The organism is Oribacterium sp. P6A1 (assembly GCF_000702885.1).
Lineage (GTDB): Bacteria > Bacillota > Clostridia > Lachnospirales > Lachnospiraceae > Oribacterium.
Window position 1 is genome coordinate 1 of the sequence record NZ_JNKO01000009.1, and the last position, 24,036, is coordinate 24,036.

The 24,036-nt window shown below is 43.0% G+C and carries 24 protein-coding genes, 1 rRNA gene and 3 pseudogenes; 1 reads left to right on the plus strand and 27 read right to left on the minus strand.

What is annotated here, in order from left to right:
• From T515_RS07965 to T515_RS07995, 7 genes are all read right to left on the minus strand, one after another.
• Window positions 1-167 (minus strand): 16S ribosomal RNA (locus T515_RS07965); the annotation flags it as partial.
• Between the two features lie 321 nt (window positions 168-488).
• Window positions 489-1,061: a YgjV family protein gene (locus tag T515_RS07970; RefSeq protein ID WP_036609610.1), complete on the minus strand. Its 573-nt coding sequence runs from the start codon at window positions 1,059-1,061 to the stop codon at window positions 489-491.
• A 131-nt stretch (window positions 1,062-1,192) separates the two neighbouring features.
• Window positions 1,193-2,293, minus strand: coding sequence for a hypothetical protein (locus tag T515_RS07975; RefSeq protein WP_036609612.1), 1,101 nt, complete (start codon window positions 2,291-2,293; stop codon window positions 1,193-1,195).
• A gap of 143 nt (window positions 2,294-2,436) precedes the next feature.
• Window positions 2,437-2,781 (minus strand): NifB/NifX family molybdenum-iron cluster-binding protein, encoded by a 345-nt coding sequence (locus T515_RS07980; protein WP_036609614.1) that lies wholly within the window; start codon window positions 2,779-2,781, stop codon window positions 2,437-2,439.
• Window positions 2,782-2,986: 205 nt separating this feature from the next.
• A complete protein-coding gene (locus tag T515_RS07985) occupies window positions 2,987-4,381 on the minus strand; it encodes an alanine/glycine:cation symporter family protein (protein WP_036609616.1) in 1,395 nt (464 codons plus the stop codon).
• A 220-nt stretch (window positions 4,382-4,601) separates the two neighbouring features.
• The gene (abc-f, locus tag T515_RS07990) at window positions 4,602-6,353 is read right to left on the minus strand and encodes a ribosomal protection-like ABC-F family protein (RefSeq protein WP_081832730.1); all 1,752 of its coding nucleotides are present in this window, start codon (window positions 6,351-6,353) and stop codon (window positions 4,602-4,604) included.
• 137 nt (window positions 6,354-6,490) lie between these two features.
• On the minus strand, window positions 6,491-8,665 hold the full coding sequence (locus tag T515_RS07995) for a Tex family protein (RefSeq protein ID WP_036609620.1): 2,175 nt from the start codon (window positions 8,663-8,665) through the stop codon (window positions 6,491-6,493).
• Window positions 8,666-8,777: 112 nt separating this feature from the next.
• Here T515_RS07995 and T515_RS08000 point away from each other — a divergent pair, with 112 nt between their 5' ends.
• Window positions 8,778-9,395, plus strand: a complete 618-nt coding sequence (locus T515_RS08000) for a uridine kinase family protein (protein WP_036609622.1) — start codon at window positions 8,778-8,780, stop codon at window positions 9,393-9,395.
• 51 nt (window positions 9,396-9,446) lie between these two features.
• On the opposite strand, the gene T515_RS08005 is transcribed toward T515_RS08000, so the two are convergent.
• From T515_RS08005 to scfA, 20 genes and pseudogenes are all read right to left on the minus strand, one after another.
• Window positions 9,447-9,674, minus strand: coding sequence for a hypothetical protein (locus T515_RS08005; RefSeq protein WP_036609624.1), 228 nt, complete (start codon window positions 9,672-9,674; stop codon window positions 9,447-9,449).
• A gap of 394 nt (window positions 9,675-10,068) precedes the next feature.
• A complete protein-coding gene (locus T515_RS08010) occupies window positions 10,069-11,292 on the minus strand; it encodes an NAD(P)-dependent oxidoreductase (RefSeq protein WP_036609626.1) in 1,224 nt (407 codons plus the stop codon).
• A 261-nt stretch (window positions 11,293-11,553) separates the two neighbouring features.
• Window positions 11,554-11,637: pseudogene (locus tag T515_RS18445) on the minus strand (GyrI-like domain-containing protein); the annotation flags it as partial.
• An 80-nt stretch (window positions 11,638-11,717) separates the two neighbouring features.
• Window positions 11,718-12,209, minus strand: coding sequence for a GNAT family N-acetyltransferase (locus T515_RS08015; RefSeq protein WP_036609627.1), 492 nt, complete (start codon window positions 12,207-12,209; stop codon window positions 11,718-11,720).
• 6 nt (window positions 12,210-12,215) lie between these two features.
• Window positions 12,216-13,238 (minus strand): GNAT family N-acetyltransferase, encoded by a 1,023-nt coding sequence (locus tag T515_RS18295; protein WP_081832731.1) that lies wholly within the window; start codon window positions 13,236-13,238, stop codon window positions 12,216-12,218.
• Between the two features lie 196 nt (window positions 13,239-13,434).
• On the minus strand, window positions 13,435-13,647 hold the full coding sequence (locus T515_RS08030) for a hypothetical protein (protein ID WP_051671561.1): 213 nt from the start codon (window positions 13,645-13,647) through the stop codon (window positions 13,435-13,437).
• A 119-nt stretch (window positions 13,648-13,766) separates the two neighbouring features.
• The gene (locus T515_RS08035; protein WP_036609629.1) at window positions 13,767-14,396 is read right to left on the minus strand and encodes a GNAT family N-acetyltransferase; all 630 of its coding nucleotides are present in this window, start codon (window positions 14,394-14,396) and stop codon (window positions 13,767-13,769) included.
• Window positions 14,397-14,400: 4 nt separating this feature from the next.
• The gene (gene rsgA / locus T515_RS08040) at window positions 14,401-14,868 is read right to left on the minus strand and encodes a ribosome small subunit-dependent GTPase A (protein ID WP_051671562.1); all 468 of its coding nucleotides are present in this window, start codon (window positions 14,866-14,868) and stop codon (window positions 14,401-14,403) included.
• Entirely contained in the window at window positions 14,856-15,077 is a 222-nt protein-coding gene (locus T515_RS17590) for a hypothetical protein (protein ID WP_036609631.1), read from the minus strand. The genes rsgA and T515_RS17590 overlap by 13 nt, the downstream gene beginning before the upstream one ends.
• Window positions 15,049-15,672 (minus strand): TetR/AcrR family transcriptional regulator, encoded by a 624-nt coding sequence (locus T515_RS08050; protein ID WP_036609633.1) that lies wholly within the window; start codon window positions 15,670-15,672, stop codon window positions 15,049-15,051. The genes T515_RS17590 and T515_RS08050 overlap by 29 nt, the downstream gene beginning before the upstream one ends.
• Window positions 15,673-15,819: 147 nt before the next feature.
• Window positions 15,820-17,205 carry an MATE family efflux transporter gene (locus tag T515_RS08055; RefSeq protein WP_051671563.1) on the minus strand — a complete coding sequence of 462 codons (1,386 nt, stop codon included), beginning with the start codon at window positions 17,203-17,205 and terminating at the stop codon, window positions 15,820-15,822.
• Window positions 17,195-17,650, minus strand: a complete 456-nt coding sequence (locus T515_RS08060; RefSeq protein ID WP_036609635.1) for a flavodoxin domain-containing protein — start codon at window positions 17,648-17,650, stop codon at window positions 17,195-17,197. Before T515_RS08060 ends, T515_RS08055 begins: the two co-directional genes overlap by 11 nt.
• A gap of 83 nt (window positions 17,651-17,733) precedes the next feature.
• Complete coding sequence (locus T515_RS08065) at window positions 17,734-18,309, minus strand: TetR/AcrR family transcriptional regulator (RefSeq protein ID WP_036609637.1); 576 nt, start codon at window positions 18,307-18,309, stop codon at window positions 17,734-17,736.
• Window positions 18,310-18,460: 151 nt separating this feature from the next.
• A pseudogene (locus T515_RS08070) lies at window positions 18,461-18,973 on the minus strand (recombinase family protein); the annotation flags it as partial.
• Window positions 18,970-19,617 (minus strand): annotated as a pseudogene (locus T515_RS08075) (KilA-N domain-containing protein); the annotation flags it as partial. The pseudogenes T515_RS08075 and T515_RS08070, both read right to left, overlap by 4 nt.
• Window positions 19,618-19,636: 19 nt before the next feature.
• The gene (locus T515_RS08080; protein WP_027429035.1) at window positions 19,637-19,837 is read right to left on the minus strand and encodes a helix-turn-helix domain-containing protein; all 201 of its coding nucleotides are present in this window, start codon (window positions 19,835-19,837) and stop codon (window positions 19,637-19,639) included.
• 119 nt (window positions 19,838-19,956) lie between these two features.
• The gene (locus T515_RS08085) at window positions 19,957-20,181 is read right to left on the minus strand and encodes a hypothetical protein (protein WP_036609644.1); all 225 of its coding nucleotides are present in this window, start codon (window positions 20,179-20,181) and stop codon (window positions 19,957-19,959) included.
• Between the two features lie 273 nt (window positions 20,182-20,454).
• A complete protein-coding gene (locus T515_RS08090; RefSeq protein WP_051671564.1) occupies window positions 20,455-22,194 on the minus strand; it encodes an aminotransferase class I/II-fold pyridoxal phosphate-dependent enzyme in 1,740 nt (579 codons plus the stop codon).
• 79 nt (window positions 22,195-22,273) lie between these two features.
• Window positions 22,274-23,668, minus strand: coding sequence for a thioether cross-link-forming SCIFF peptide maturase (scfB, locus tag T515_RS08095; RefSeq protein WP_036609645.1), 1,395 nt, complete (start codon window positions 23,666-23,668; stop codon window positions 22,274-22,276).
• A gap of 200 nt (window positions 23,669-23,868) precedes the next feature.
• Window positions 23,869-24,015 carry a six-cysteine ranthipeptide SCIFF gene (gene scfA, locus T515_RS17110; RefSeq protein WP_078036943.1) on the minus strand — a complete coding sequence of 49 codons (147 nt, stop codon included), beginning with the start codon at window positions 24,013-24,015 and terminating at the stop codon, window positions 23,869-23,871.
• Window positions 24,016-24,036: the final 21 nt, after the last annotated feature.

Consider the following 24,036-nt stretch of genomic DNA (forward strand, 5'->3'; position numbering starts at 1 on the left):
GTCTTTTCAAACTGTTATCCCCCTCTGTAAGGCAGGTTACCCACGCGTTACTCACCCGTCCGCCACTCGCTCGAGAATCACTAGGTTTCATCTCTCGCTCGTTCGACTTGCATGTGTTAGGCACGCCGCCAGCGTTCATCCTGAGCCAGGATCGAACTCTCATCTTACAAATGTTAAGAGATTTCTCTCTTTAAGTTCTTCCCGTTCAAAACTTAAGCTTGGCTTTTGTTCTGTCCGTTATTCTTTACTGCGAATAAATTCGCTACGACTTTTGTCGTTTCTGAAAATCTAATTCTTAGAATCTTCAGGGTCTGTGTATTAATCGATCTTTGATTTTCAAGGTTCTTTTCACTTGATTTATCAGAACTGGTGTTCCGCATCTCTCAAGTGCTCAGTTATAATAACAATTCCTGTTCTGATTGTCAAACGTTTTTTTGAATTTTTTTTATTTTTTTCAGAATGACTTTTCAAGGTACCTGCAAGTCCTTCTAAGCAGTCTCTTCTGCTTTTTTGGATTCCCTATACTTTTCAGTCTGTTCAGCTATAGAACTCCTTAGTCTTTCTGCTTTCTTTGCTCTGAGCATACCGACAAAGTTTGCACAAATCGTAAGTACATCAAAAACAGCAGCCGCAAAGTTCATCAGCGCAATGTCATATACAAGCCACATCATCTGGCATCCGCTCAAAACAACTTTCAGGGTACTCTCTTTCTTCGTATCTATAAGTCCCGTATAGACCACCGCAGATATAATAGGCAGCAATTCAATCCATCGAAAACCGCCAAGGAATAAAAACACAGCCGATACAAACACCTGAAGCGTAACAAAGAACAGTTTCCACCCCTTTGTAAGCTCACGTTTTAAAAAAAACAGGTTTCTGATGACGCTGATAATATTGGCAATAAACCCCGAAACACCTCCAAGAACCAGATTCCCTATTCCCATAATAAGAAATTGAACATTTTGTCCTATGAGAATGTATCTTCGATTATGTATAAAGCCGATTCCTACCATCAAAAGGGAACCGGCCAAGCCTAATATGTTGCCAATAATCAAATTCATAAAAATACTCCAATTTAAATATAATATTCGAATGGGCTGGCGTTCACCTTTGCCCTAAGTGCAAAACGGTCCGATATCAGCTTTTGACGCCCATATAATCCCAACCCGCCATACAGCATTCATCTGTATGTTCAATTCAGTTGTGATGTTTTGTCCTGAGCCACACCGGTAATATGATTTTCTGCGGATATCTTCGCCATTTCAGCCTCAAGCTCTGTCTGATTATTTGCTCCCAAAAAAGCCACTGCATACATGTTGTAACCAGGATAGTCGTAAATCAGCCGGAGATTATATTTTTCTCTCAGATAGTTAAGCTCACCCGGATCAAGTTTCTGATCCACTGAAATAAGAACGATATTTGTAAAGCTGTCAGAAGAAGGGCCTCCCGTAGGGAACCCCAGTGTCTGCTGCTCTGTTGTGGTTACCTTCGGCTCAGTCTCTTTCTTCGTGGCAGCATGTGTGGTTGCAGCCGCAGTTGTGGTTTCGGAAACCGGCAAAGTCTCTATGACTTCAATGCTTTCCGTTTCCTCTTCTTCTGATGTTTCAGGATGTTCAAGACCTGACTCAAATATTTCTTCGGATTCAGACTCACCTGACACATCAATGACAGCATTGCCAAACTCGTCCGTCTCGTTTGTCATTTCTCCCTCCGAAACAGTTTCAACAGTTTCCGGAAGAACGCTCTCTATTCCTTTCCGCATTATCTCCCACTTTTCCTTGATATTCGGACTGTTTACAATCTTTTTCGCAGTTTCCAGATCACCGGAATCTTCCAGCTTATTGCTGATGGAATAAAAATCATACAGGATGGTATCCGTGTAGTAGTCAACCCCCGCCCAGGTTTCCAGAAAATCTTCCTGATCATTTGCATCAAGAGAACTGTAATATTCAAGCACCACAGGGCTAACAATGTTTAATGTATATTCACCTTTATTGGCAAGGCGCAGCAATCCCACGGCCTGATGCAGTATCTTCAGTGAAGCGCCTGAAGTCCCTTTTATTCCCACAAAACAGCTGAGTCTTTCACGAAGTCCTTCCTTAAGCGCAGCTTCACCTATAAGCTGTAAGCTTTCCGATTCAGATTCATTTTCAGATTCCGCCTTGATAACCTTTGCCGCCTTGGTTTCAGTCGCTTTCTTTGTATCATTTACAAAAGACTGCTTAGACCCACAGGCATTTAAGCAGATTGCAGACAATGTGATAACCAGCGGAAGGATATATTTTTTCTTCATAAAAATCTCCATGCATGTTTCCGAAAAATCTGTTAAATATCAAAGAATTGTATCTATGTACTAAAAAAATAATCTCATGTCAAGTAAATTCTTAACATGAGATTATATTCATATTCTGTTTTAATAAAGTTCGACGGACACTATCAATGAACCGTCAGATGTTCCGCTTCCAAAACCCCTGCCAGATATTTAATTATGGCATCATCCGCCTTTCCCTTAACACCGGCATATACTTCTATTGAAAGTCCTTCCTCCTCAATCTTATCAACAACTCCTTGTCCCATTCCCTCAGAAATAATAACATTTACATCATTTTGAACCATGGCTTCAAGCTTCTGCCCTCCCTGATCATCGCCGGCAGGAAGATATCCGTAGCTCACGATATGATTCTCATCATTAACTTCAAAAACCTTAAACCGCGGGCAATGTCCGAACTGCCAATAAATGTTGTCGTTCTCATTATTTACTGTAATTGCTATTTTTTTCATTCGCATCCCCTCAAATACTATATACTCGGCTTAAATACTATAAGCCTGCGACTGATGCAGTTCGGGTTTATGGGAATTCCCTTTTAAAACTGCACCCTGAGATATCTATGTGTATTATGTCGGTCAAAAATAACAAAAATATTACCTAAAAATAAAAAACAGATGACTCAAGAGTGGAATCATCTGTTTAGAACCGCATAAAGCCTCAGTTTTTTGCGAAATATTCTTTTGTGAGTTCCACCACCTTCGGTGACAGAATAAGTACCGCAATAAGGTTCGGCACCGCCATGAGGGCATTGGTTGTATCTGCAATCTGCCAAACAAGACTGAGCTGGACTGTAGCTCCTACCACAACGAACATGACATAAATAGCCTGGTAAACAACTATAGCCTTAGTGCCGAAAATGAATTCCATACATCTTGCTCCGTAAAGACTCCAGGAAAGCAATGTTGAAAAAGCAAACAAAGTTATGCATGAAGCGATGATTATTGAGGCAATCCTTCCACCAAAGGTTGTTCCAAATGCCATAATGGTAAGATCTGTACCTGCGGACTGACCGTAGAAACCTTCTGCGCAGCCTGAAATAAGCACAGCTACCGCTGTAAGGGTACAGATAACTATGGTATCCATAAAGACCTCAAAAACGCCGTACATAGCCTGATGAACAGGATGATCAACGTCTGCAGCCGCATGGGCTATAGGCGCAGTACCGAGACCGGCCTCATTGGAGAAGATACCTCTTCCAAAACCTGCCTTTGCAGCCTGCTGTATGCTCACACCCAAAAGTCCTCCGCTTATTGATGCCGGACTGAATGCACCCTTGAAAATCTGAGAAAAAACAGAACCGAGGGAGCCGATATGAGTAACTACAACAATGATTGATGTAATAATGTAAACACAGGCCATAATAGGAACCAGTTTTTCTGTTACATTACCGATACGCTGCATACCGCCGAAAAGAACAAGAATAGTAAGCAATGCTCCTACGATTCCTATAACCATATATATTCTCTGCATATCAGATCCCGAAATATTCGGATCAAAAGAACTGAATACAGATCCTATAGATGTGGCGATAGTGTTTATCTGTGTCATATTTCCTGTTCCAAGAGCCGCAATTGCTCCGAAGCAGGAGAAAACCATGCCGAGCCACTTCCACTTCTTACCCAGACCATTCTGAATATAGTACATAGGTCCGCCAACGAAGTCTCCCTTTTCATTTATCTCACGATAGTGTACCGCAAGTATAATCTCCGCATATTTTGTGCACATTCCAAAGAGAGCGGCTATCCACATCCAGAAAATGGCTCCGGGCCCTCCCAGGGATATGGCGCCTGCCACACCTGCGATATTTCCCGTTCCAACAGTTCCCGCAAGAGCTGTGGTCAGGGCCTGAATAGGCGTCAGTGTTCCGCTTTGACTGGATCTTTTTTCAAACAGCTTTCCAAGGGTATTTTTCATTATGTGACCGAACCGGGTAAACTGAAGGAAATCCAGTCTTATGGTAATGAATATACCTGTTCCGATAAGAAGCACCAGCGTCGGCACTCCCCAGACAAAAGAATTGACAGAATCCGAAATGCTATAAATTAATTCCACTTTTACACTCCCCAACTTTAAAGTACTAAATAATATAGCATACTTTAATCCTATCTCCTAATATAAATACAAATCATTTGTCCCATAAGGTTTAAAAAAAGATGCCGCAAGCCGTGCAGCATCTTTTTAAACATCCCCCGGAATCCGGGGAAACATATTTGCTTCATATCAGCAACTGAATCGAATCATAAAAATGTTTCAATCGCCGCTTTTCTCCCATTCACTCCTGTGAGCCCTTTAATTCAGCTAGTTCTTCCGAATAAGTCTCCCAGTCCTCATAAAGCTGAGTCAGTCTTTCATCATTTACCTCATGCTCCTTATGAAGTTCCATAAGTCTTCCAACATCAGCGGCTATGGCCGGATCCTGGTATGCCTCATCCAGCTCTGAATTTCTGGCCTCCAGCTTCTGAATTTCGTCCTCTGCAGCCTTAAGGGATCTTTCAAGCTTCTGGATATTCTTTTTGAGCTCCTTCTGCATCTCCCAGTCAATCTTCTGTTCCGACTTTACTTCAGGAATAAATGCGGGAGTACCGGACTGAGCAGATCCTTTAGATCCTGCCGATGAAGTATCCCCGTATCTTCTGACATCTTCTTTCTTCTCAAGGTAGTAATCGTAATTACCGATATAGTTGTCAAAACGATTCTCAAAAAGCTCCAGAATACGTGTAGATGTCTTATTTATGAAATAACGGTCATGAGAAACATAGAGAACCGTACCCTCATAATTGTTGATGGCATCCTCCAGCACCTCTCGTCCCTGAATATCCAAATGGTTCGTAGGCTCATCAAGGATCAGGAAGTTGGCATTACTGAGCATAAGCTTGGCAAGAGATACCCTGCCCTGCTCTCCACCGGATAGATCCCCTATACGCTTATAAACATCATCTCCTCTGAAGAGGAAGGCAGCAAGAACATTACGCACCTTGGTGTTGTTAAGATACGGATAATCATCCTGGATTTCATCAAAGATGGTCTTTTCCATATGAAGAACCGCATGCTCCTGATCATAGTAGCCTATCTCTACATTGGTGCCCAGTTTGAAGCTTCCGGTATCAGCAGAAAGCTGCTCATTAAGTATCTTGAGGAGTGTGGTCTTACCGGTTCCGTTTGCTCCGATAACCGCAACATGTTCACCTCTCTTGATTTCAAAAGAGATATTGGAAAACAATGTCTTATCCTCAAAGGCTTTGCTCAGATCCTTCACAGAAAGCACATCATTGCCAGACTGGAGGTTCGGAGTCAGGGCAAGACGCATCTCATTATCTATCTCCTCCGGCTTATCCAGAAGCTCTACCTTTGCCAATGCTTTTTCACGTGACTCTGCACGTTTAATAGACTTCTCTCTGTTAAACTGCTTAAGCTTCGTAATAACCGCCTGCTGATGCTGTATCTCCTGCTGCTGATTCAGATAAGCCTTAAGCTCCGCATCTCTGATGAGTTTTTTCTTTTCCGCATATTCGGTGTAGTTACCCTTGTACATCCTGGCCTTACCGTTATCAAGGTCGATTATCTTTGTAACTACATGATCAAGAAAATACCTGTCGTGAGAAACCAAAAGAACAGCACCGTCATATCTTTTCAGAACCTTTTCAAGCCACTGGATGGAATCTATATCCAGATGGTTGGTAGGCTCATCCAGGATAAGAAGATCAGGTTTATCCTGAAGAATCTCCTCAAGTCTCTTTCTGGTCTTCTGTCCTCCGGAAAGAGTATCGAAATCTTCAAGTCCTGTCTCTATGTCAGCATGCTGCTGAGCAAGATATCCTATCTTTTTATCCTTAGAAAATGCGATAACAGCCTCAGAGTCATCAGGCTCCTCCTGTCCAAGGATACAACGAATAAGGGTTGTCTTTCCGGAACCGTTGATTCCGACTATGGCAGCCTTTTCCTTTTCCTCGATATGAAAGGTCACATCTTTGAGAACCTGTTTTCCTATATAAGTTTTATTTAAATTCGCAATATTCAGTATCATAGCTTTGATAGTATATATGAAACTTATTTGCAGTGCAAGTTTCCGTTTCTCATGCCCTAGACAGTCTTCTCACTGCATACTTTAAAAAATCGCGGGCTGCGAGGTAAACAGCCTGCGATCTCCAGGTCATCACCAGCTCACTTCTGAGGAACACCCTTCATTGACAGAGAAATCTTTTTACGCTCCTTATCCACAGAAAGAACCTTTACATTTACGATATCACCTACCTTGACCACATCAAGCGGATGCTTGACGAACTTGTCTGCTATCTGGGAAATATGCACGAGACCGTCCTGATGTACACCGATATCAACAAAGGCGCCAAAATCAATGACATTACGAACCGTTCCCGTAAGCACCATATCAGGAGTAAGGTCATCGAAATCCAAAACATCGGAACGAAGAACAGGCGCCGGCACATCTTCTCTCGGGTCACGACCAGGTTTTGCCAGTTCCTTAACTATATCGGTCAATGTATACTCACCCACATTCATCTTCTTCGCAAGCTCAGGGACAGAAGCCCTGAGCTCCTTCAGCTTCTTCTCTATATCCCTTGTGTTTCCGTTCTTTACATCGGAAGCATCAAAACCAAGAAGCTTAAGAAGCTCTCTCGCAGCCTCATAGCTCTCCGGATGAACGGAAGTCATATCGAGAACATCCTGACCGTCTCTTATTCTCAGGAATCCGGCACACTGCTCATAAGCCTTTGGTCCCAGCTTCGGAACTTTTAGAAGCTCCTTTCTGGATGCGAAAGCGCCGTTCTCTTCACGATATGCAACTATGTTTTTTGCAATGGTTTTATTTATACCGGAAACATACTCAAGAAGAGAGAATGATGCGGTATTTACATCAACGCCTACTCTGTTTACACAGTCTTCAACCACGTTCCCTAGCTGTTCACTGAGCTTGGACTGATTCATGTCATGCTGATACTGGCCTACACCGATTGACTTCGGATCTATCTTTACAAGCTCGGCAAGAGGATCCTGAAGTCGTCTCGCCATGGATGTAGCAGATCTCTGACCCACGTCAAAATTAGGAAACTCCTCTGTTGCAAGCTTAGAAGCAGAGTAAACAGAAGCACCTGCCTCATTTACGATAACATACTGTACAGGAAGCTTGCTCTTCTTTATGAATTCAGCGATGATCTGCTCAGACTCACGGGATGCAGTGCCGTTTCCAAGGGAAATGATGTCAACATGATACTTACGGACAAGTCCCTCTATAACTTTCATGGACTCTGCAACCTTGTTCTGAGGTGCTGTCGGGAAGATAACAGTAGTATCAAGAACCTTTCCTGTAGGATCAACTACCGATATCTTACATCCTGTACGGAATGCAGGATCCCATCCAAGTACAGTCTTCCCTATGATAGGCGGCTGCATGAGAAGCTGACTAAGATTCTCTCCGAATACCTTTATGGCTCCGTCCTCAGCCTTTTCGGTAAGATCATTACGTATCTCAGTCTCTATGGACGGGCCGATAAGACGCTTATATGCATCCGCTGCGGCCTCTTCAAGATACTTCGCGGTTTCCTTGTTTTTTCCCGCACCGATATGACGGTTCATGAACTTAAGTATCTCATCCTCGGGAGCTTCGATCTTCACAGTCAGGATCTTCTCGCTCTCACCTCTGTTCATGGCAAGAATACGATGCCCCGGTATCTTTTTAAGCGGTTCCGAATACTCATAGTAGTTTTCGTAAACCGTCTTCTCTTCCGCCTGCTTCTTGGTCTTTGCGGAGGATACGATGATGCCTGACTCATAGGTCTTCTTACGGATCCACTCACGGAGACCGGCACTGTCAGATAATGTCTCCGCGATGATATCCTCTGCTCCGACGATAGCTGTCTTTACATCGGGAACTTCCTTTTCCGCATCTATGTACTTCTCTGCCTCTTCTATCACAGGTGTTGATGTTTTACCGGAAAAGATAAATACAGCCAGAGGTTCCAGACCTCGTTCCTTTGCAATCATGGCTCTGGTTCTGCGCTTAGGCTTGTATGGGCGATAAATATCCTCAAGTTTTACAGCAGTTTCAGCCTCATCTATCTGCTTTCTGAGTTCATCAGTAAGCTTCCCCTGTTCCTCGATTGATGCCAGTATAGTATTCTTACGATCTTCCAGGTTGCGAAGGTACTTTAAACGTTCATCAAAGGCACGAAGCACATCATCGTGCATGGCGCCTGTGGCTTCCTTACGATATCTTGCTATAAAAGGGATGGTATTTCCTTCATCAATAAGCTTTATTACTGCTTCTGCATGAACCTTCGATATGCCAAGTTCCCCGGTGATAATGTCAACAATATTCATCAGCTTGTTTTCCTCAAAAATTTAAAATAATATAATGACGTGAGTGTCAGATACTTATGACACTTATGTCAGATTATACCATGGAAAACAATTATTTTAGGAGAAAACTCAAATGGAAATAACAGATATCAAACAGCGACGTTTTCAGCCGGCAGTCGATGCCATAAAGGATCTTTTGGAGGATGAAGAATACATGGACGAGGAAGTCCTGATCATAGCGATAGACGGACGTTCCGGCAGCGGAAAAACAACTCTTGCAGATTTTCTGGCAAAACAGTTCGATGCCAATGTATTCCACATGGACGACTTCTTTCTTCAAAGCCATCAAAGGACTGAAGAACGTCTTTCCGAAGTCGGCGGAAATGTTGATTATGAAAGATTTCGCGAGGAGGTACTGATACCTTTATGGTACGGTGACCCTGTGTCATACCGCCCCTTCAGCTGTAAAATAATGGAGATAGACAAGGATAAAGAGCAGACCATAAAACCCAAACGCATAAATATAGTAGAGGGTTCCTACAGCCAGCACCCCTACTTCGGCGAACCCTATCAGCTCAGAGTGTTCTTAGATATAGATGAGGAATCACAGCTAGAGAATATAAGCGCCCGTACAGGCGGCGATAATGAGATCATGGAAAAATTCAGGAATGAATGGATCCCGAAGGAAGAAGAATATATAAAAGCGAACGATCTCGAAGAAAAGGCCGATGTATATATCTCCTGGAACTGATATGATGATGTAGGTGTCAAAAGTGAACACACGAAGTGATAGGATACACTTTCAGGCAGACAGTCTACGCTCGATAATCCTGTATATACGTCTATGGAATCTGGCTCTGTGTCTCTGTCTCTCGATTTCCTTTTCAATCTGGTAAATGAGATAAACGCTCATACCGCTGATTGCATATCCCAGATATCTGACCTCGTTAAACTGACAAAATGAAGCTATAAGACCAAGAACTAACAAAAAATCTACTACAAATTCAAATGTTTTAAGATTGATTCTCATGACGTTTGCCTCCGTAACAATTTCGATATCAGTATTCTAACACCGAACAAACTTTTTGTAAACAGCCGTTCTGTAAATATTTGTTCGAAAAATGAATGTTCTGTAAATGTTTGTTTCAATAAAAACATTAATGCCTTCTTTGATTGATAAGTATAAACACTTCAGTCACTTTCGAAGAAGGCGGTATGTGGCATCATTTAAATACTAAAAAACCTCCGGCGGGTATTGAGTCTCTGCTCACTCCCACCGGAGGTTTAATTTCTATAACGAAAGTACCTTGCACACCAATATATACGGCATGCTGTCTGTGAGCGGTAAATACTTTTGACAATTACATCATTATCATTTCACACTCACATAATTTTAATTCGAACAAATCATGATGCGGCAGGCATCACTTAGGAAGCCCCTGCATATACTTGTCCATTTCCTCAGCGATCTGCTTTGAGACATTGACAGCGGCAACTACAGTTTTAGCGCCTGTAACTACGTCTCCTGATGCAAATACGCCCGGCATGGTTGTCTCACCGTACTCATCTGTCTCAAGAGTACCCTTTTCATTGAGCTTAAGCTCCTTGTCTCTTGATACAAGACGGTCCTTAGGAACCTGTGAAACGGAGATAATAACGAAATCGCAAGGTATCTCCTCTGCCTGCTCCTCATGTACTGTGCTCTTTCCATCCTCATCGAATGTTACAGGAGCCATAACGATGGACTCATCCTTTATCTCTACAGGTGACTTGCAGTACTCGAACTTAACACCGTCAAGCTTTGCATACTCGATTTCCTTAACAGATGCTGCTGCAGTATCTCTTCTCGCATAGACCGTAACATTTCTTGCACCCTTACGGATAGCTGTACGTGCTGCATCCATGGCTGCATTACCTGCACCGATTATAGCTACGTTTTCTCCGATGTGATATGCATCGGGATTGGTAAGATAATTTATAGCATAAGCTACATTTCCAAAGGTCTCTCCCGGGATGCGGAGATGTCTCGGACGCCATGCTCCGGTTCCGATGAATACAGAATTGTATCCGTCTGCAAAGAGATCCTTTATGCTTGTTGAGCCTCCGATGAAGAAGTTCGGTCGGAAAAGGATGCCTAACTCATGAAGTCTGTCAGCATAACGGTCAAGAATGGTCCTCGGAAGTCGGAACTCCGGAATTCCGTATCTCAGAACACCGCCAAGCTTCTCTCTTCCCTCGAAGATAGTAATCTTATAACCTTTCTGGGCAAGAAGCACGGCAATGGTTATTCCCGCAGGACCGCCGCCGATAACCGCAACTCTCTTACCGTTAAAAGGTTTCTTCTCAAGCTTTATACGTTCAAAGCAGGAATCCGAAATATAATTCTCTATGGCAGATATATGAACAGGAGACTCCTTTATTCCACGAACACAATGACCTTCACACTGTTTTTCATGATCACAGACAAGTGAACAAACAATCGAAAGCGGGTTGTTGTTGAAAAGCATAACAGCAGCATCCATCATCTGCTCATTCTTAAGAAGCCTGATCATCTCCGGAATGTTCGTGTGGATAGGACATCCGGTACGGCAACGTGGGTTCTTGCACTGAAGGCAGCGATTTGCCTCTTCTAAAACATGTACAGCCATAATTATTCCTCCCTGAAAAGACAAAAAATTGTAATTAGTTATCGATTTTTACTCTTTTAATAAAAATGCATGAGTATAAAAATTATTTTGCACCCAGGATAAAATCAGGACCGCATCATCATATCACTGCCATCCCTTAAAAATGATACACTTCCTGCGAACAATGATAAATTTAATATCAAAGGTATTTTAAGTCAATATAAGTTAATTTCTTATCAGATTTTATAAACTCTAATACATTAATCTATAACTTTTTTACATGTTCATCTTCGGAACAGTGACGATAGACGGCGTGCCTTTCGGCATATAGAATTCTTTGTATTCCTTCTTATAATCAAACGCCATGTTTCTTATTCCTCCGTCAAGTCTTTCTCTTCGTAAGGCTTATTCCAGGAACCGATTTCCGTGCTTGTAAGAGCATTTCTTTACCCTCTTCTTTTCATCATCAGATAGCAGTTAATTCCCTCTTTATAAAAATCAGTTAGTTCTCCAACACACTTATATCCCAGATTTTCATATAATTTCTTCGCTCTTGGATTAAAATCATCTACAGTTAAAAAGTATTTTGCCGAAGAAGAATCAGTAGCATTATCCTCAAAAAACTTCATCAGCTGTTTACCGATGCCATAATTCCTGTATTCTTCCTTTACTGCAACAATATGGATATAAGGATAGCTTCCAAAAACACCATTTGTCATGTAGTAAATAAACCCCAGGCATTTCTCATTTTCATCCAATGCAACATATATGTTTTCTTGTACCACTGCATATGTCAGCATATTGGCTGCCTTTTCATAATCGCTGAAATACGCTCTTCCCAAATCAGAATTTTGCAGAATTTCTATGCAGCTATCAGTATATTTCATATTTGCAAGTTGAATATGTATATCCTTTTTCCACTTACGCTCTTCACACATGAAACTTTACCTCCGGCACCTTCGCTGCCGATATCTTCCCATTTTCAATTCTCTCAAATACTCCTCAAATTCCGGTGTTCTTGACCAGTACCGGATTCCCCAGTTTTCAAAGTTCCATTCTGCCATGTAGTCATTGCATTCATAATCGACATACCATAGCAGTCCATCCTGAATAACAAAATTAGTAGGAAAATAATCAATATTCAGCCCAACCTCAAATGCCTTCTTCGCCATTGTACGTACCTGCAGCAAAAATTGTTCTACTGAAGTCCCTTCTAGGATTAAGTCAAAAATCGTTTTCCCATCAACATATTCCTTAACAATCCGCTCATTTTCTTCATCTATAGCCAACATCTTCGGGGCTCTTATTCCAGCATTTGTAATGCGTTCATAGTCATTTTTCTCAGCCTGTATCTTATTCCCGAAGGTATAATAATCGCATGGCTCATGATGCATTTGTTTTAAGACCACCTTCTGTCCATCCTGGTCTGCAAGATATGAATAGCCTCCCTTTCCATGTCCAAGAAGTTTAATGATCCGGTATTCTTTTCCACACACGGTTATTTTCTTCTCTAAGACGAATCTTGGTCCTTCCTCCCCCACTTCACCGGTTGGAACAAATCCAACATTAGCCAGTATCCTCTTTGATGGCAGATTGTCCGGATCAGTTTCCGCCTCGACTCGTGATACTTTGTTCTGGGATAATGCCCATTCAGTTATAGCCCTTACTGCCTCAGTCATATATCCATTCCCACAGTAGCCTTCCTTAAGGCCATAGCCTATTTCTACCATTCCGTCATCTGTGATTCCTTTGAAGCTGAGGTCTCCCACGATAGTTTGGGAATCGTTCTTGAGTTCCATATTCCAGGTTGCAAACCATACTCTGTCTTCCGGGTTATCAAGGCATCCTTGAAGCATCTCTGAATATGCCTTCTGCATTTCCGGATTTTTCTCGTCATCTATAATCTTCTGCATTTCCTCATCTGATATCGGATGCAGGAGCAGCCTTTCCGTCTCTATTTTTATCATGTATCTCCTTACTTGCCATCCTTTTTCCAGAAAAATGAATAATGATATTTCTTCCTGAAGCCAAGCCTCTCATAGAATTCCATATGTGTAAAATCCCAGAACAGCCAATACTATTCCGGAAGCTACCATATCATTCATATGTAAAAGCAGACCCAAACACGCTTATTTGAGCCTGCTTTACACTTATTTATTTAGCTCATATTTCATCCGGTCCATTTTTATATGGCTTCTCCTCTACCACTACATTGCGGTCGTCTTCATTATCACAGCCACCCATCCACCAAAGGATTTGAACATGGCTAAAGCCATCAAGCCCCTTTAATGCTTCTGCATACTTTTGGTCTAGGACAATCTTAATTTCACTTCCATTAACAATCTTTCCGATGGGACAAATTTTTATCTCGTTCATCTTGTGAACCTCCTTAATTTGATCTCATCGAGCGCTCGATACCTTCATTCTACAAAGTGTTTTTATACTTCAATCCCTATTTTTTATGAAATTCTGCGAATCACATTCTTCCTTATAGTTTACTCAAAAATCTGTCCGGGCAGCTTAAGCTTTTCTTTTGGCGGAAAGTTCTTATCAAACTCTTCAACATCAGCATCTTCAACATAGTAGCCCTTTGGAGTCTGGTACACACCGGTGATCCCATCAAGATATCCAGGAATCAGCTCCTTGCACAGGAAGAATGAAGAATCAGCATCTTCCGGAAGGTCATGGTATCTGATTCCGAACTTGCTGGCATAGTCAAAGCCGCTGTGTCCATAGAAACCAATATTCCCTTCAAAAAGCACTGCCCCAAAGCCTATTTCTGCAGCCTTTTCAAGAGAGTAATCCAGGATTGCCTTGCCATATCCTTTTCTTTTAAGCTCAGGAGTTATGCCGATCGGTCCCATTGTAAGAACGTCGATAGTCTTTCCATCATCTGCCTCAATGGTAGTTTTCATAAATATGTTCTGACCGATAAGCTTGCCGTCTTTCTCCATGACAAAATCAAGTTCTTTTACAAAAGCAGGATCATCCCTAAGGACATGTATCACATAATGCTCACTGCATCCCGGGCGATACACGTTCCAGAAGGACTCCCTTACAAGGTTTTCAACCTCTCTTTGTTCTTCTTTTCTTTCTAATCGTATTGTGAATTCTTTTGTATTCATTTCTTTATCCTTTCATTTTCGAATGTTTGTTAATCTTTGATATCTCTTTGAACTTTAATTTCTTTGCCTGAAGATAGCTACTGCCGTTAGCCATGTACTCATTCTCCCTTTTGAGTCTTAAGTATGAGGCCAGCCTGTCTTCCGACAGTTCTCCATTACGTATTGCCCTTCTTATGGCACAGCCCGGCTCATTGGTGTGAGAGCAATCGGAAAAACGGCACCCTGCTTTAAGCTCCTCAATCTCGGGAAATGCCACCTCTATTCCTTCCTCACTATCCCACATGCCCAATTCTCTCATTCCGGGAGTGTCAATTACGAATGCTTTGTTGGGAAGTTCCATAAGTTCTCTGCCTGTGGTGGTGTGCCTTCCCTTGTCGTCATTACGAAGGCCCTGTGTTTTTATTTTGTTATCCCCGAGAAGCCGGTTAATCAGGGTAGATTTCCCCACTCCGGAGGAGCCTAGGAATGCCACGGTCTGTCCCGGCCGGACTCCACAAGAACATAGTCTCCTACCGCCGGGAAATCAGATACCGAACTTGTCTCATATCGAAATCTCCCCGAGACCTCTGCCTTTAATTCTTTTGTTTCTGTTTTTACTTTGTATATATCCCTGTCCAGAGCAATAACTCTGGCTCTTTCTAAAACGGCCTCTTTAGGCCGAGTATCTTTCTTTGAAACCATCTGTAATCTCCTTTAGGTTCTTCTTTAGCTTGTTATAATCTCCACCCCCATCGGAAAGGTCGATGGAGAGTTTAAGGGGCGCATAGAATTCCACCGCAAGCTTCCTAGGGCCTGTCTTCTCGGCATCTTTATTAAGAACTCCCCGCTTTATCATTTCCCTGAAAATGTCCTCCGAATAGTCTATTGGCCCACGTCCTATCACATCCTGGTACAACTTCATCTTCTCGGGACTCTTGAACTGTTCTATAGTAATCATTCTTCTAAAGCTTGAAGCGAATTCATCTTTTGTCCAATACTCAAACTGGTTGACCACATAATCACAGAAATCCTTGAAGCTTACTTCCTCATATTTACCCGGATTCTTTTCATATTTCTCTTCGGGAACGGAATCTTCCTCGGCTCTTTCCGCATCCTTCTCAAACATCCGTTGAACTATGCTGTCGAATATCTCTTGTTTGTTCTTGTAGTGTCTGTAGAGTGCACCCTTTGTAATGCCCAGCTGCTCAGCTATCATGCCTGTAGAAACCGCATCAAAGCCACTCTCCGCAAACAAATGTAATGATGTAAGTAATATATCTTCCTTTGTTGTCTTCATAAATTCTCCTCTTGTTAAACATCAAAATAAACGGTCGTTTACTGTTATTGTAAACGACCGTTTATTTTTGTCAATTCCTTTTTTTCCCAGCATCCCGTATGCATACAAGGGAAAACTGAATACAAGCAGATCGCTTCTTCATCTGTTTCAGCTCAAACAGTCTCTGCTCCTCAGCCACTTTCTGCTCCCGGCTTCTGACCTTTCGTTCCTGTTTGTTCTGCTCCTGGAGAAGTTCTTTATAGTATGTAACATTACAAATGCCAATACGCTTGCTAGAATGTGGCTTACAAGAAAAGCAAACCATATTCCCGACAGTCCGAATATATGCTTTAGCATCAAAGCTGGCAGCACCCTGAATATAATGTAATACGCAATAAGCAACAGCATAGCCCTCTCCGGTCTTCCAATTCCGGTAATATATCCCTGAATACAGCTTGTAAGCATATATAATACGTATCCGATGCTGACAATATGGAAGAACTCTGCAACTATAACGCCAACCTCTGCTCCCTGGCCGAAGCATCCGCTAAGCATGGGACTTGTGCAGATGACAAGGGCGCTTACCAAGCCAATCAGAACTCCCCCGGTAAGCATGGCTTTTTTACAATAATCACCGGCCCGGTCTATACGACCTGCGCCCTTACATTGACCGACTATAGAGGTAACAGCCATTGACATGGCATTGGTGGGCATAAACATAATAAGTTCAAGATTCCTTACCACTCCATATCCGGCAAGGGCTGTCAGTCCGAAGGGATTAACAAATGTAATCATAACCGCGGAACTTAATGCCGGCATAATAGACTGTATGGAAGTCGGAACACATAGCCTGCCCATGGTTTTTACATCCTCCCATGTCATTGCCTTAAAATCAAATGAGAACCATTTCTTTTTGTAATGATAAGCAAACGCGTATGCAAGGCAAACAAACTCCGATATCACTGTTGCTATGGCCACCCCATTAAATCCCCACCAGTTAATCATTATGGGATCAAGGATAGCATTAACTATCACCGTCATAAGCATTCCTTTCATCTGGAAAACCGAGTCTCCAAAGGCCCTGAATATAGATGTAAACTGCATGTATAAAAAGAGAGCAACATTTCCAATAAGATAGAGTCTCAGATAAGAGACCGCTTCAGTAAGTACCTCTGCAGGCGTAGCCATTGCTGTCAGAAGATACTCAGATGCAAGTTCTCCCACAAGGCATATCGCTCCGGAAAAAAACAGAGAAACTATCATAACAACGGCGGCGGCTCTTTTTACTCCCACTGTGTCCATTGCTCCGACACGTTGGGCAATCATAACCGATACTCCGTTACCAACCCCCATTGATAAGGAATTCATAATAAGGACAATAGCTGTACTTGCCGTAAGTGCAGACATACCTGCCTCCCCCAGGAGATTTCCTACCCACAGGCTGTCAACCATGCTGTATGCCATGGTAAGTGTCATGGCAAGCATAAGGGGTATAAAGAGCTTCATTAGAGCTCTTGTTGTGTTTTCGTTTATAAAATCTACTTTACTTTTCATAAGTCTTTTCCACCTTCTTTACAAATTCTACTGCTGCCTTAAGCTCATCCTCATTGGGATTGGACTTATTCATTCCTCCGATCAACTTTAATGGTCCATATGTGTTAAAACCACGACATCCGTATGTTCCAAGGCACTTGGCTCCTCGCTCTTCCACGACCTTCTTAATCTTAGCGGCAAAATCCTTATCGTTCTTTGCACAGGTATAGATAAAGAAAGTCCTCTTCCCCGCTGGAATCTGTTCTGCCACACGGCTTACCGAATCGTAAAACTTGGAATATGCTATCCCCGATGCAAAGCCCATCAGGTCATAATCCTCCCAGTTGAAATCCGCTCCCACGCTCCCGGCCTCTATTAGTTCCACTTGACATTCTGCTGCCACGCGGTCACAGACCTTCTTTGTGTTTCCATGATGTTTGGATTCGTAGATAATGACTGTTTTCATATTGTTTTCCCTTTCTCTGAATGAATTTCATTCATTTGTATTGTTTATTTTTACCCCTGAAACAATTGTATCAGGGGTTTGTCTTACAAATTCAATATTTCAATTAATGTATCCTTTATTCTTTTACCGCAATCCTTTTCACTTCCATGCTCAAGCAACATTCCCAGCTGTCCGTATACAAAGAAATAGGATAGCGCATCGATATCCGATATGTTTATTTCACCGGCATCCCGGGCCTTCTCCAGCTCCTTCTTAATATGAGGTACCAGCTTAGCTGCTGTCTTTATCATAAGCTGATCATGCATCTTCTGACTTCCCTCACTATGGAAGAGACTATATAAAAGCTCGTTATCCTTCTCAGGCTCACGGTACTCTTTCAGACTTCCAGAAAATGACCGGATCTTCTCTTTCAAAGTTTTGCCCTTGCTGTCAAATCTCTTCAAGTTAGCTCTCACGATAATATCCGCATACTCTTCAACTGCTGCATCATATATCTCTTCTTTTGATGCATAGTATCTGTAACAAAGTCCCTGTGAGATTCCCAGTTCCCTTGCTATATCGGAAATCGTGGTCTTATCATATCCTTTTCGGGCAAATACCAAAAGAGCTCCCGATAGAATCTCCTGCTTTCTGGTGTCCGGGTCTTTTACGGTTCTCATGTACATCCTTCCTTACTGTGTTTCACTTTCTGCATATTAACACAGAAGTGTCCGGATGTCAATGAATAACATTCATTCATTTTTTTGATTGCCGAGTTGACTTTACATTACTGCCGCATCCAGTATTTTCTCTTTAGTAGACATGACTCCCCCCAATAATAAGTGTATATCCGTAGGGCGCGAATCCGCCGTTCCACTTACCTTCCTTGGCTTTCTGCTCACGGCCTGCCATGGTCTGAGTGCGGATATTTTCACGCTCCATCTCGGCAACGGCTGACAGGACGGATATCATGAGCTTACCGGCATCCTTTGAGGAATATATACCATCTTCCACGCAGATTAAGTTCACGCCATAATCCTGCATAGTCTGAAGGGAGTTCAGCACATCGGCGGCATTGCGACCGAAACGAGATAGCTTAAACACCAGAACGAAATCCACGCCATCCTCACCGCTCTCGATCTTCTCCATCATCCTCGTGAATTCCGGTCTGCCCTTGATATTCTTGCCGGAGAAGCCCTCGTCCGAACACTCGGAAACGATAGTCATATCCTGATATTCGGCATATTTCCGCAGTTTATCTTTCTGCGCATCCAGGCTATATCCGTCCACCTGTATCGCCGTAGATACACGGGTGTAGATATAGCATTTCCTTTGCTTCTTCACTCGGAATCACTTCCCGGCAGTCGCTTGAGATTATCCATGTTTACCATGGAAAGTGTCTCCATCTGTTTAACTGCAAGCTCTCTCAGTAGCACAATACGCTCGGACATGGTTTTGCCCTGACCTATGAGTATCGCATTATAGCTTTCCATATTTGCAAGCACAAGGAGCTGGTTAAGGTTAGCCTCGTCTCTGATGTTCCCTTTTTTTCCGGGATTAGCGTCTCTCCACTGTTTTGCGGTTTTACCAAATAATACGACATTCAACATATCGGCTTCATTTGCGTATTTGTATCCGATCTGCTCCGGCGTAAGCTCCGGTGGAATTAAGTGATCCTTTATTGCATCAGTATGTATGCGATAATTAAGCTTGGCTATCTCACGATTGAGATTCCAGTTAAGCGACAGACGGCTGTTCTCATCTTTCTTTAGGCGCTGGTAGTCCTTAACAACAAGCAACCTGAATGAAGCTGATATCCATGATGCAAATTCAAGTGCTATGTCCGAGTGAGCATATGTTCCACCATATCTTCCCGCTTTAGAGACTATTCCAATAGCATTTACTCCCTCAATCCACTTTGATGGTGACATTGTAAATGCATGTAACCCCGCCTCGCCTCTAAACCCCTCGAATTCGAGGGGTTTAAACGTATCGAAATCGATGCGTTTAACCTTTCTTTCCCTTCTTTACCAGTTCCTCATACTTCAGCTGGTACTCGATCAGCCGGGGGATATACTGCGGCGGAGTGCGCCGCCCTGCTTCCCAGTCCTCCAATGTGCGAACCGGTATCCCCAGATGTTCTGAAAACTCATATCTATTCTCACCGACACTTTCACGAAGTTCTGTTATTTTCTCTGCTATATTCATGATCTACGCCTCCACGCACTGCGTTAAAGATAATATACTACGCTCTGTCTTATTTCGCAATGCGTGAAATGTGAAAGACCTGCATGTTTTTCCATAAAATTGCCGTATCATATGCCCCTTTACTTCCCGTCCGTCATGAGCTTACAGTATCCAAGCATACGGGCTGAAAATCTGTCCTTGTCCGCGCCGGATTCTATCTCGGCACTAATCAGACTCCTAAGCCTTTCCTGATCCATCTTTTCAAGTAAACCCGGACCGTATTTCATGATCAGCCTGCTCATGGATCTGCTCATACATGCCGCCGAAGTAATAAAAAGCAGCAGTCCGTGATCCTTATTCTTCATCACTCTCTTCATCTGTTTTTTACAAGTACAACGCCCACGTGACAACTATATAACAATTAAAAAAGCCGGGGATTTCTCCCCGGCGCACCTATGGAAATCGTCTTAGATTTACCTCTCATCTCTAATTAAAGACGTTTTTAAACGTAATATCTGACACACAGATGCATATCTAACTGCTATATAGATAAACTATGCCTTTGTATTCTTATATGGTTTAAGCATATCATCAAAACAACTCCATTTTGTTAAATCCTTCTAACAAAAGAGCATTTTTTATCTTTTGTCAAAAGCTTTAAGACATACTATATCTTTGCTGTATTGCCCGGACTTTGTAAAATGCAGCCTGTATCCCTTACCAAGAAGTTCCAGAAGTCCTGCCACACATCTTTGGTCCAATGTCTCTCCCGGCACAAGAAGCGGCACTCCCGGGGGATAGCAGTAAACGTACTCAGCTGAAATCCTGCCGGCAGCTTCCGATATATCCACAGACTCACTTTCCGCCTCAACAGCATGCTGAATCGTGACAGCCTGACATAGTTCTATAGACATAAGACTCATATAATCCGTTCCGGAACCGGGAACTTCCCTTGAGTTTTCTTTTATTTCCGGGTCCACATCCTTTTGTTTTGTACCGACCTTATCAAAACAGCTACAGCTATTCTCACGGGAATCCTGTCCTTCCACACACTCATTCTCCGATTCACTCTCTCGCAATTCCAGCTTACAAAGTGCACCTTCCGAACAATCAGAAAAATCAAAAGACAACTGATGACTGAGAGCATGTGATTTACTGTGTGAACCTTCCGAACAATCCCAGTAATCATCGCCTCTTTTTTCCTCTTCCCTGTCAAGGGTAAGAAGAGCCTCTGCAAATCTAAGTATCTGCTGTCTGTCATCTCCCGGTCCGGTCATAGCAAGAGCATTTTGAGAAAGCTGCATCTCCAGTTCAAATCCGAACCTTTCCCTCATGATCTCCATGAAGCTTTCACCATTGAGATGTGTGTTCCGGCAGTTCACCAGAAGCTTGCTTTTATCAAAATCAAAGAAGCCGTGATCCTCAGGAGTATCGCCGCCATGGCAGAGAACCCTGAAATGCCGGAGGGATGCGATCTTTTCATCAAAGAGCCTGAGGGTCTCTGCCCAGCTACCGAAGACCTCTTCCCCTTCATCAAATACCATCCCGGTACAGGCATCGAGTGATATCATCATAGGGTATGAAGGTGAGGAAGTCTCATATATATCTATGAATCTCTCTATCTTTCCCACATCCACAAGACTGCTTTTCATATGTAAAAAAGCGGTCTGAGTAAGACCGATAAGAGTCTTATGGGCAGACTGTACCGAAAGATCCGCGCCACACTTTACTGCGCTTTCGGGAAATCCCGAAGACTCCACCAGTCCGAAATGAGCTCCGTGGGCCTCATCTACAAAAAGGACCGCACCGTGCCTGTGGCATACCTCTGCTATAGCCTGAATATCCGAAACAACCCCTTCATAAGTGGGACTGGTTATGACAACTCCCGATGAGCCCGGATACTTCCGGAACAGCTCCTCCACAGCTTCGGGAGAAACCCCTCCGAAGATGCCGAAGTCCCTGTCAAAATCAGGATACACAAAATGGGGGGTGATATTTCTAAGCTCTAATGCATGAAAAACTGATCTATGGCAATTTCTCGCCACGATCAGTTCTCCATTAAGCGGACATATAGCACTTACACCTATGAGATTTCCGGAGGTACTGCCGTTTACAAGATAATAGCTTTTATCAGCTCCGAAAACCCTTGCCGTACGCTCCATGGAGTCCTTCAAGATGCCTTCTGCATGATGAAGATCATCGGTGCCCTCCACCTCTGTGAAATCATAGGCAATCAAATTCCCCGGAAAAACCGAAGAACCTGTGTCTGTTCTCAGTGATTCCGGTAAATGACCATACTGCTGAGCAGTACCACCGGGGACATCCTGAGCGAATGCGTCCTGGGCACCGGCTTCCCTAAAAAACAAAGGATCAGGCATCCGCCTCTTGTGGCCCGGCATGTGCAAAGGATATATGCCCTTTTCATTATATGATTTTAAATATTCAAACAAGCTTTGTTTACGCTTCATTTTCCTGTTCCTGTGCCATCTCGGCCTCAGCGACCTTCATCATAAGAGCACATTCCATACGCTTGCGGAAAAGCTTGCAGCCGTACTCATAAACGCCCTTGATGTCACCTGTAGCGTGAAGAGCATTGGCAGAGCAGCCGCCTGCGCAGTACATTCTTGCCCAGCACTCCTTACACTCAGGACGTGAGTAAACATTACACTCCTTGAATGTATCTACAAGGTCTGTACGACTCACGCCGTCGAAAACATTACCAAGCTTGTACTCAGGATCGTTTACGAACTGGTGGCATGGATAAAGGTCTCCCCATGCTGTCACAGCCATGTACTCTGTTCCCGAACCGCAGCCTGATACACGCTTGTAAACGCATGGGCCATGCTCAAGATCGATCATATAGTGGTAGAATGTTATAGGCTTACCATCCTTCTCTCTTCTCAGCATATCCTTCGCAAGGATCTCATACTGCTCGCAGAGAACAGGAAGATCCTCCTCTGTAAGAGTACTTGGACTCTTTCCATCGGTAACTACAGGCTCCATGGAAAGCTCTGTGAATCCAAGATCATCGGCCATATGGAAGATGTCCTTGGTGAAATCCGTATTGAAGTGAGAGAAGGTTCCTCTCATGTAGTAGTTCTTGTCCCCTCTTGCCTTAACAAACTTCTGGAAATTAGGAACTATTTTATCATAAGATCCCTGACCTGCACGGTTCACACGGAATCTGTCGTTTACTTCCTTACGTCCGTCAAGGGAAAGAACCACGTTGTAGCATTCCTTATTTGCCCACTCTATGACCTCGTCTGTGACATTGACACCGTTTGTTGTAAGAGTGAAACGGAAATTCTTGTTGTGCTCCTTCTCTATGGATCTCGCATACTCAACAGTCTTCTTACATACATCGAAGTTCACGAGAGGCTCTCCCCCGAAGAAATCCACCTCAAGATTGCGGCGGTTTCCTGAATTCTCAACAAGGAAATCAATGGCTCTCTTGGCTGTCTCAAAAGTCATGAGACCTTCCGAACCCTTAAACTTTCCCTGTGAAGCAAAGCAGTAACTGCAGTTGAGATTACATGTATGTGCCACAAGAAGACAAAGCGCCTTTACCACGGTTGTCTGCTTTTTCAAATAGCCGGCAGCCTTTTCATAAATGTCCTTTGTGAAAAGTTTTCCGCTGTCTGTAAGCTCCCGGATATCTGAAAAAGTATCATCAAGATCTTCCTCAGTTGCATCCTGATGCATATTTGCAAGTTCCTTCTTTGCTTCCTCAAAAGACTTTCCCTCATCTATAAGGCGAATAGCATCATATGCAAGATCGTCGGTAACGTGTACACTGGCACTGTATACGTCAAGCACTATGTTGTAACCATTTAATTTATACTGATGAATCATTAAATCTCCTAAATAATCAATACTCTCATAAGTCATGCCCTATGCTCCGCCGGTTTTCCCGTACATCCACTCCGGATTTATCAGCAGCTGTCATGACGCTTATTATGGATTTTTATCGTCCCGTCATAGGATAAACCTTTAAAGGACTTATACACTCAAAAAGCCGGAGCAATATGCCCCGGCCTCGCGAACCTGAATAATCAAGCGTTCTTGTTCTCGCACTGCTGGTTTGCAATACCGCAGCTTGTCTTACAAGCTGACTGGCAAGATGTCTGGCACTCACCGCATCCGCCCTTCTCTTCTGATCTCTTCATGTCTCTGGTATTTAATGTAATGATATGCTTCATTCCAACACCTCTTTCTGAAAA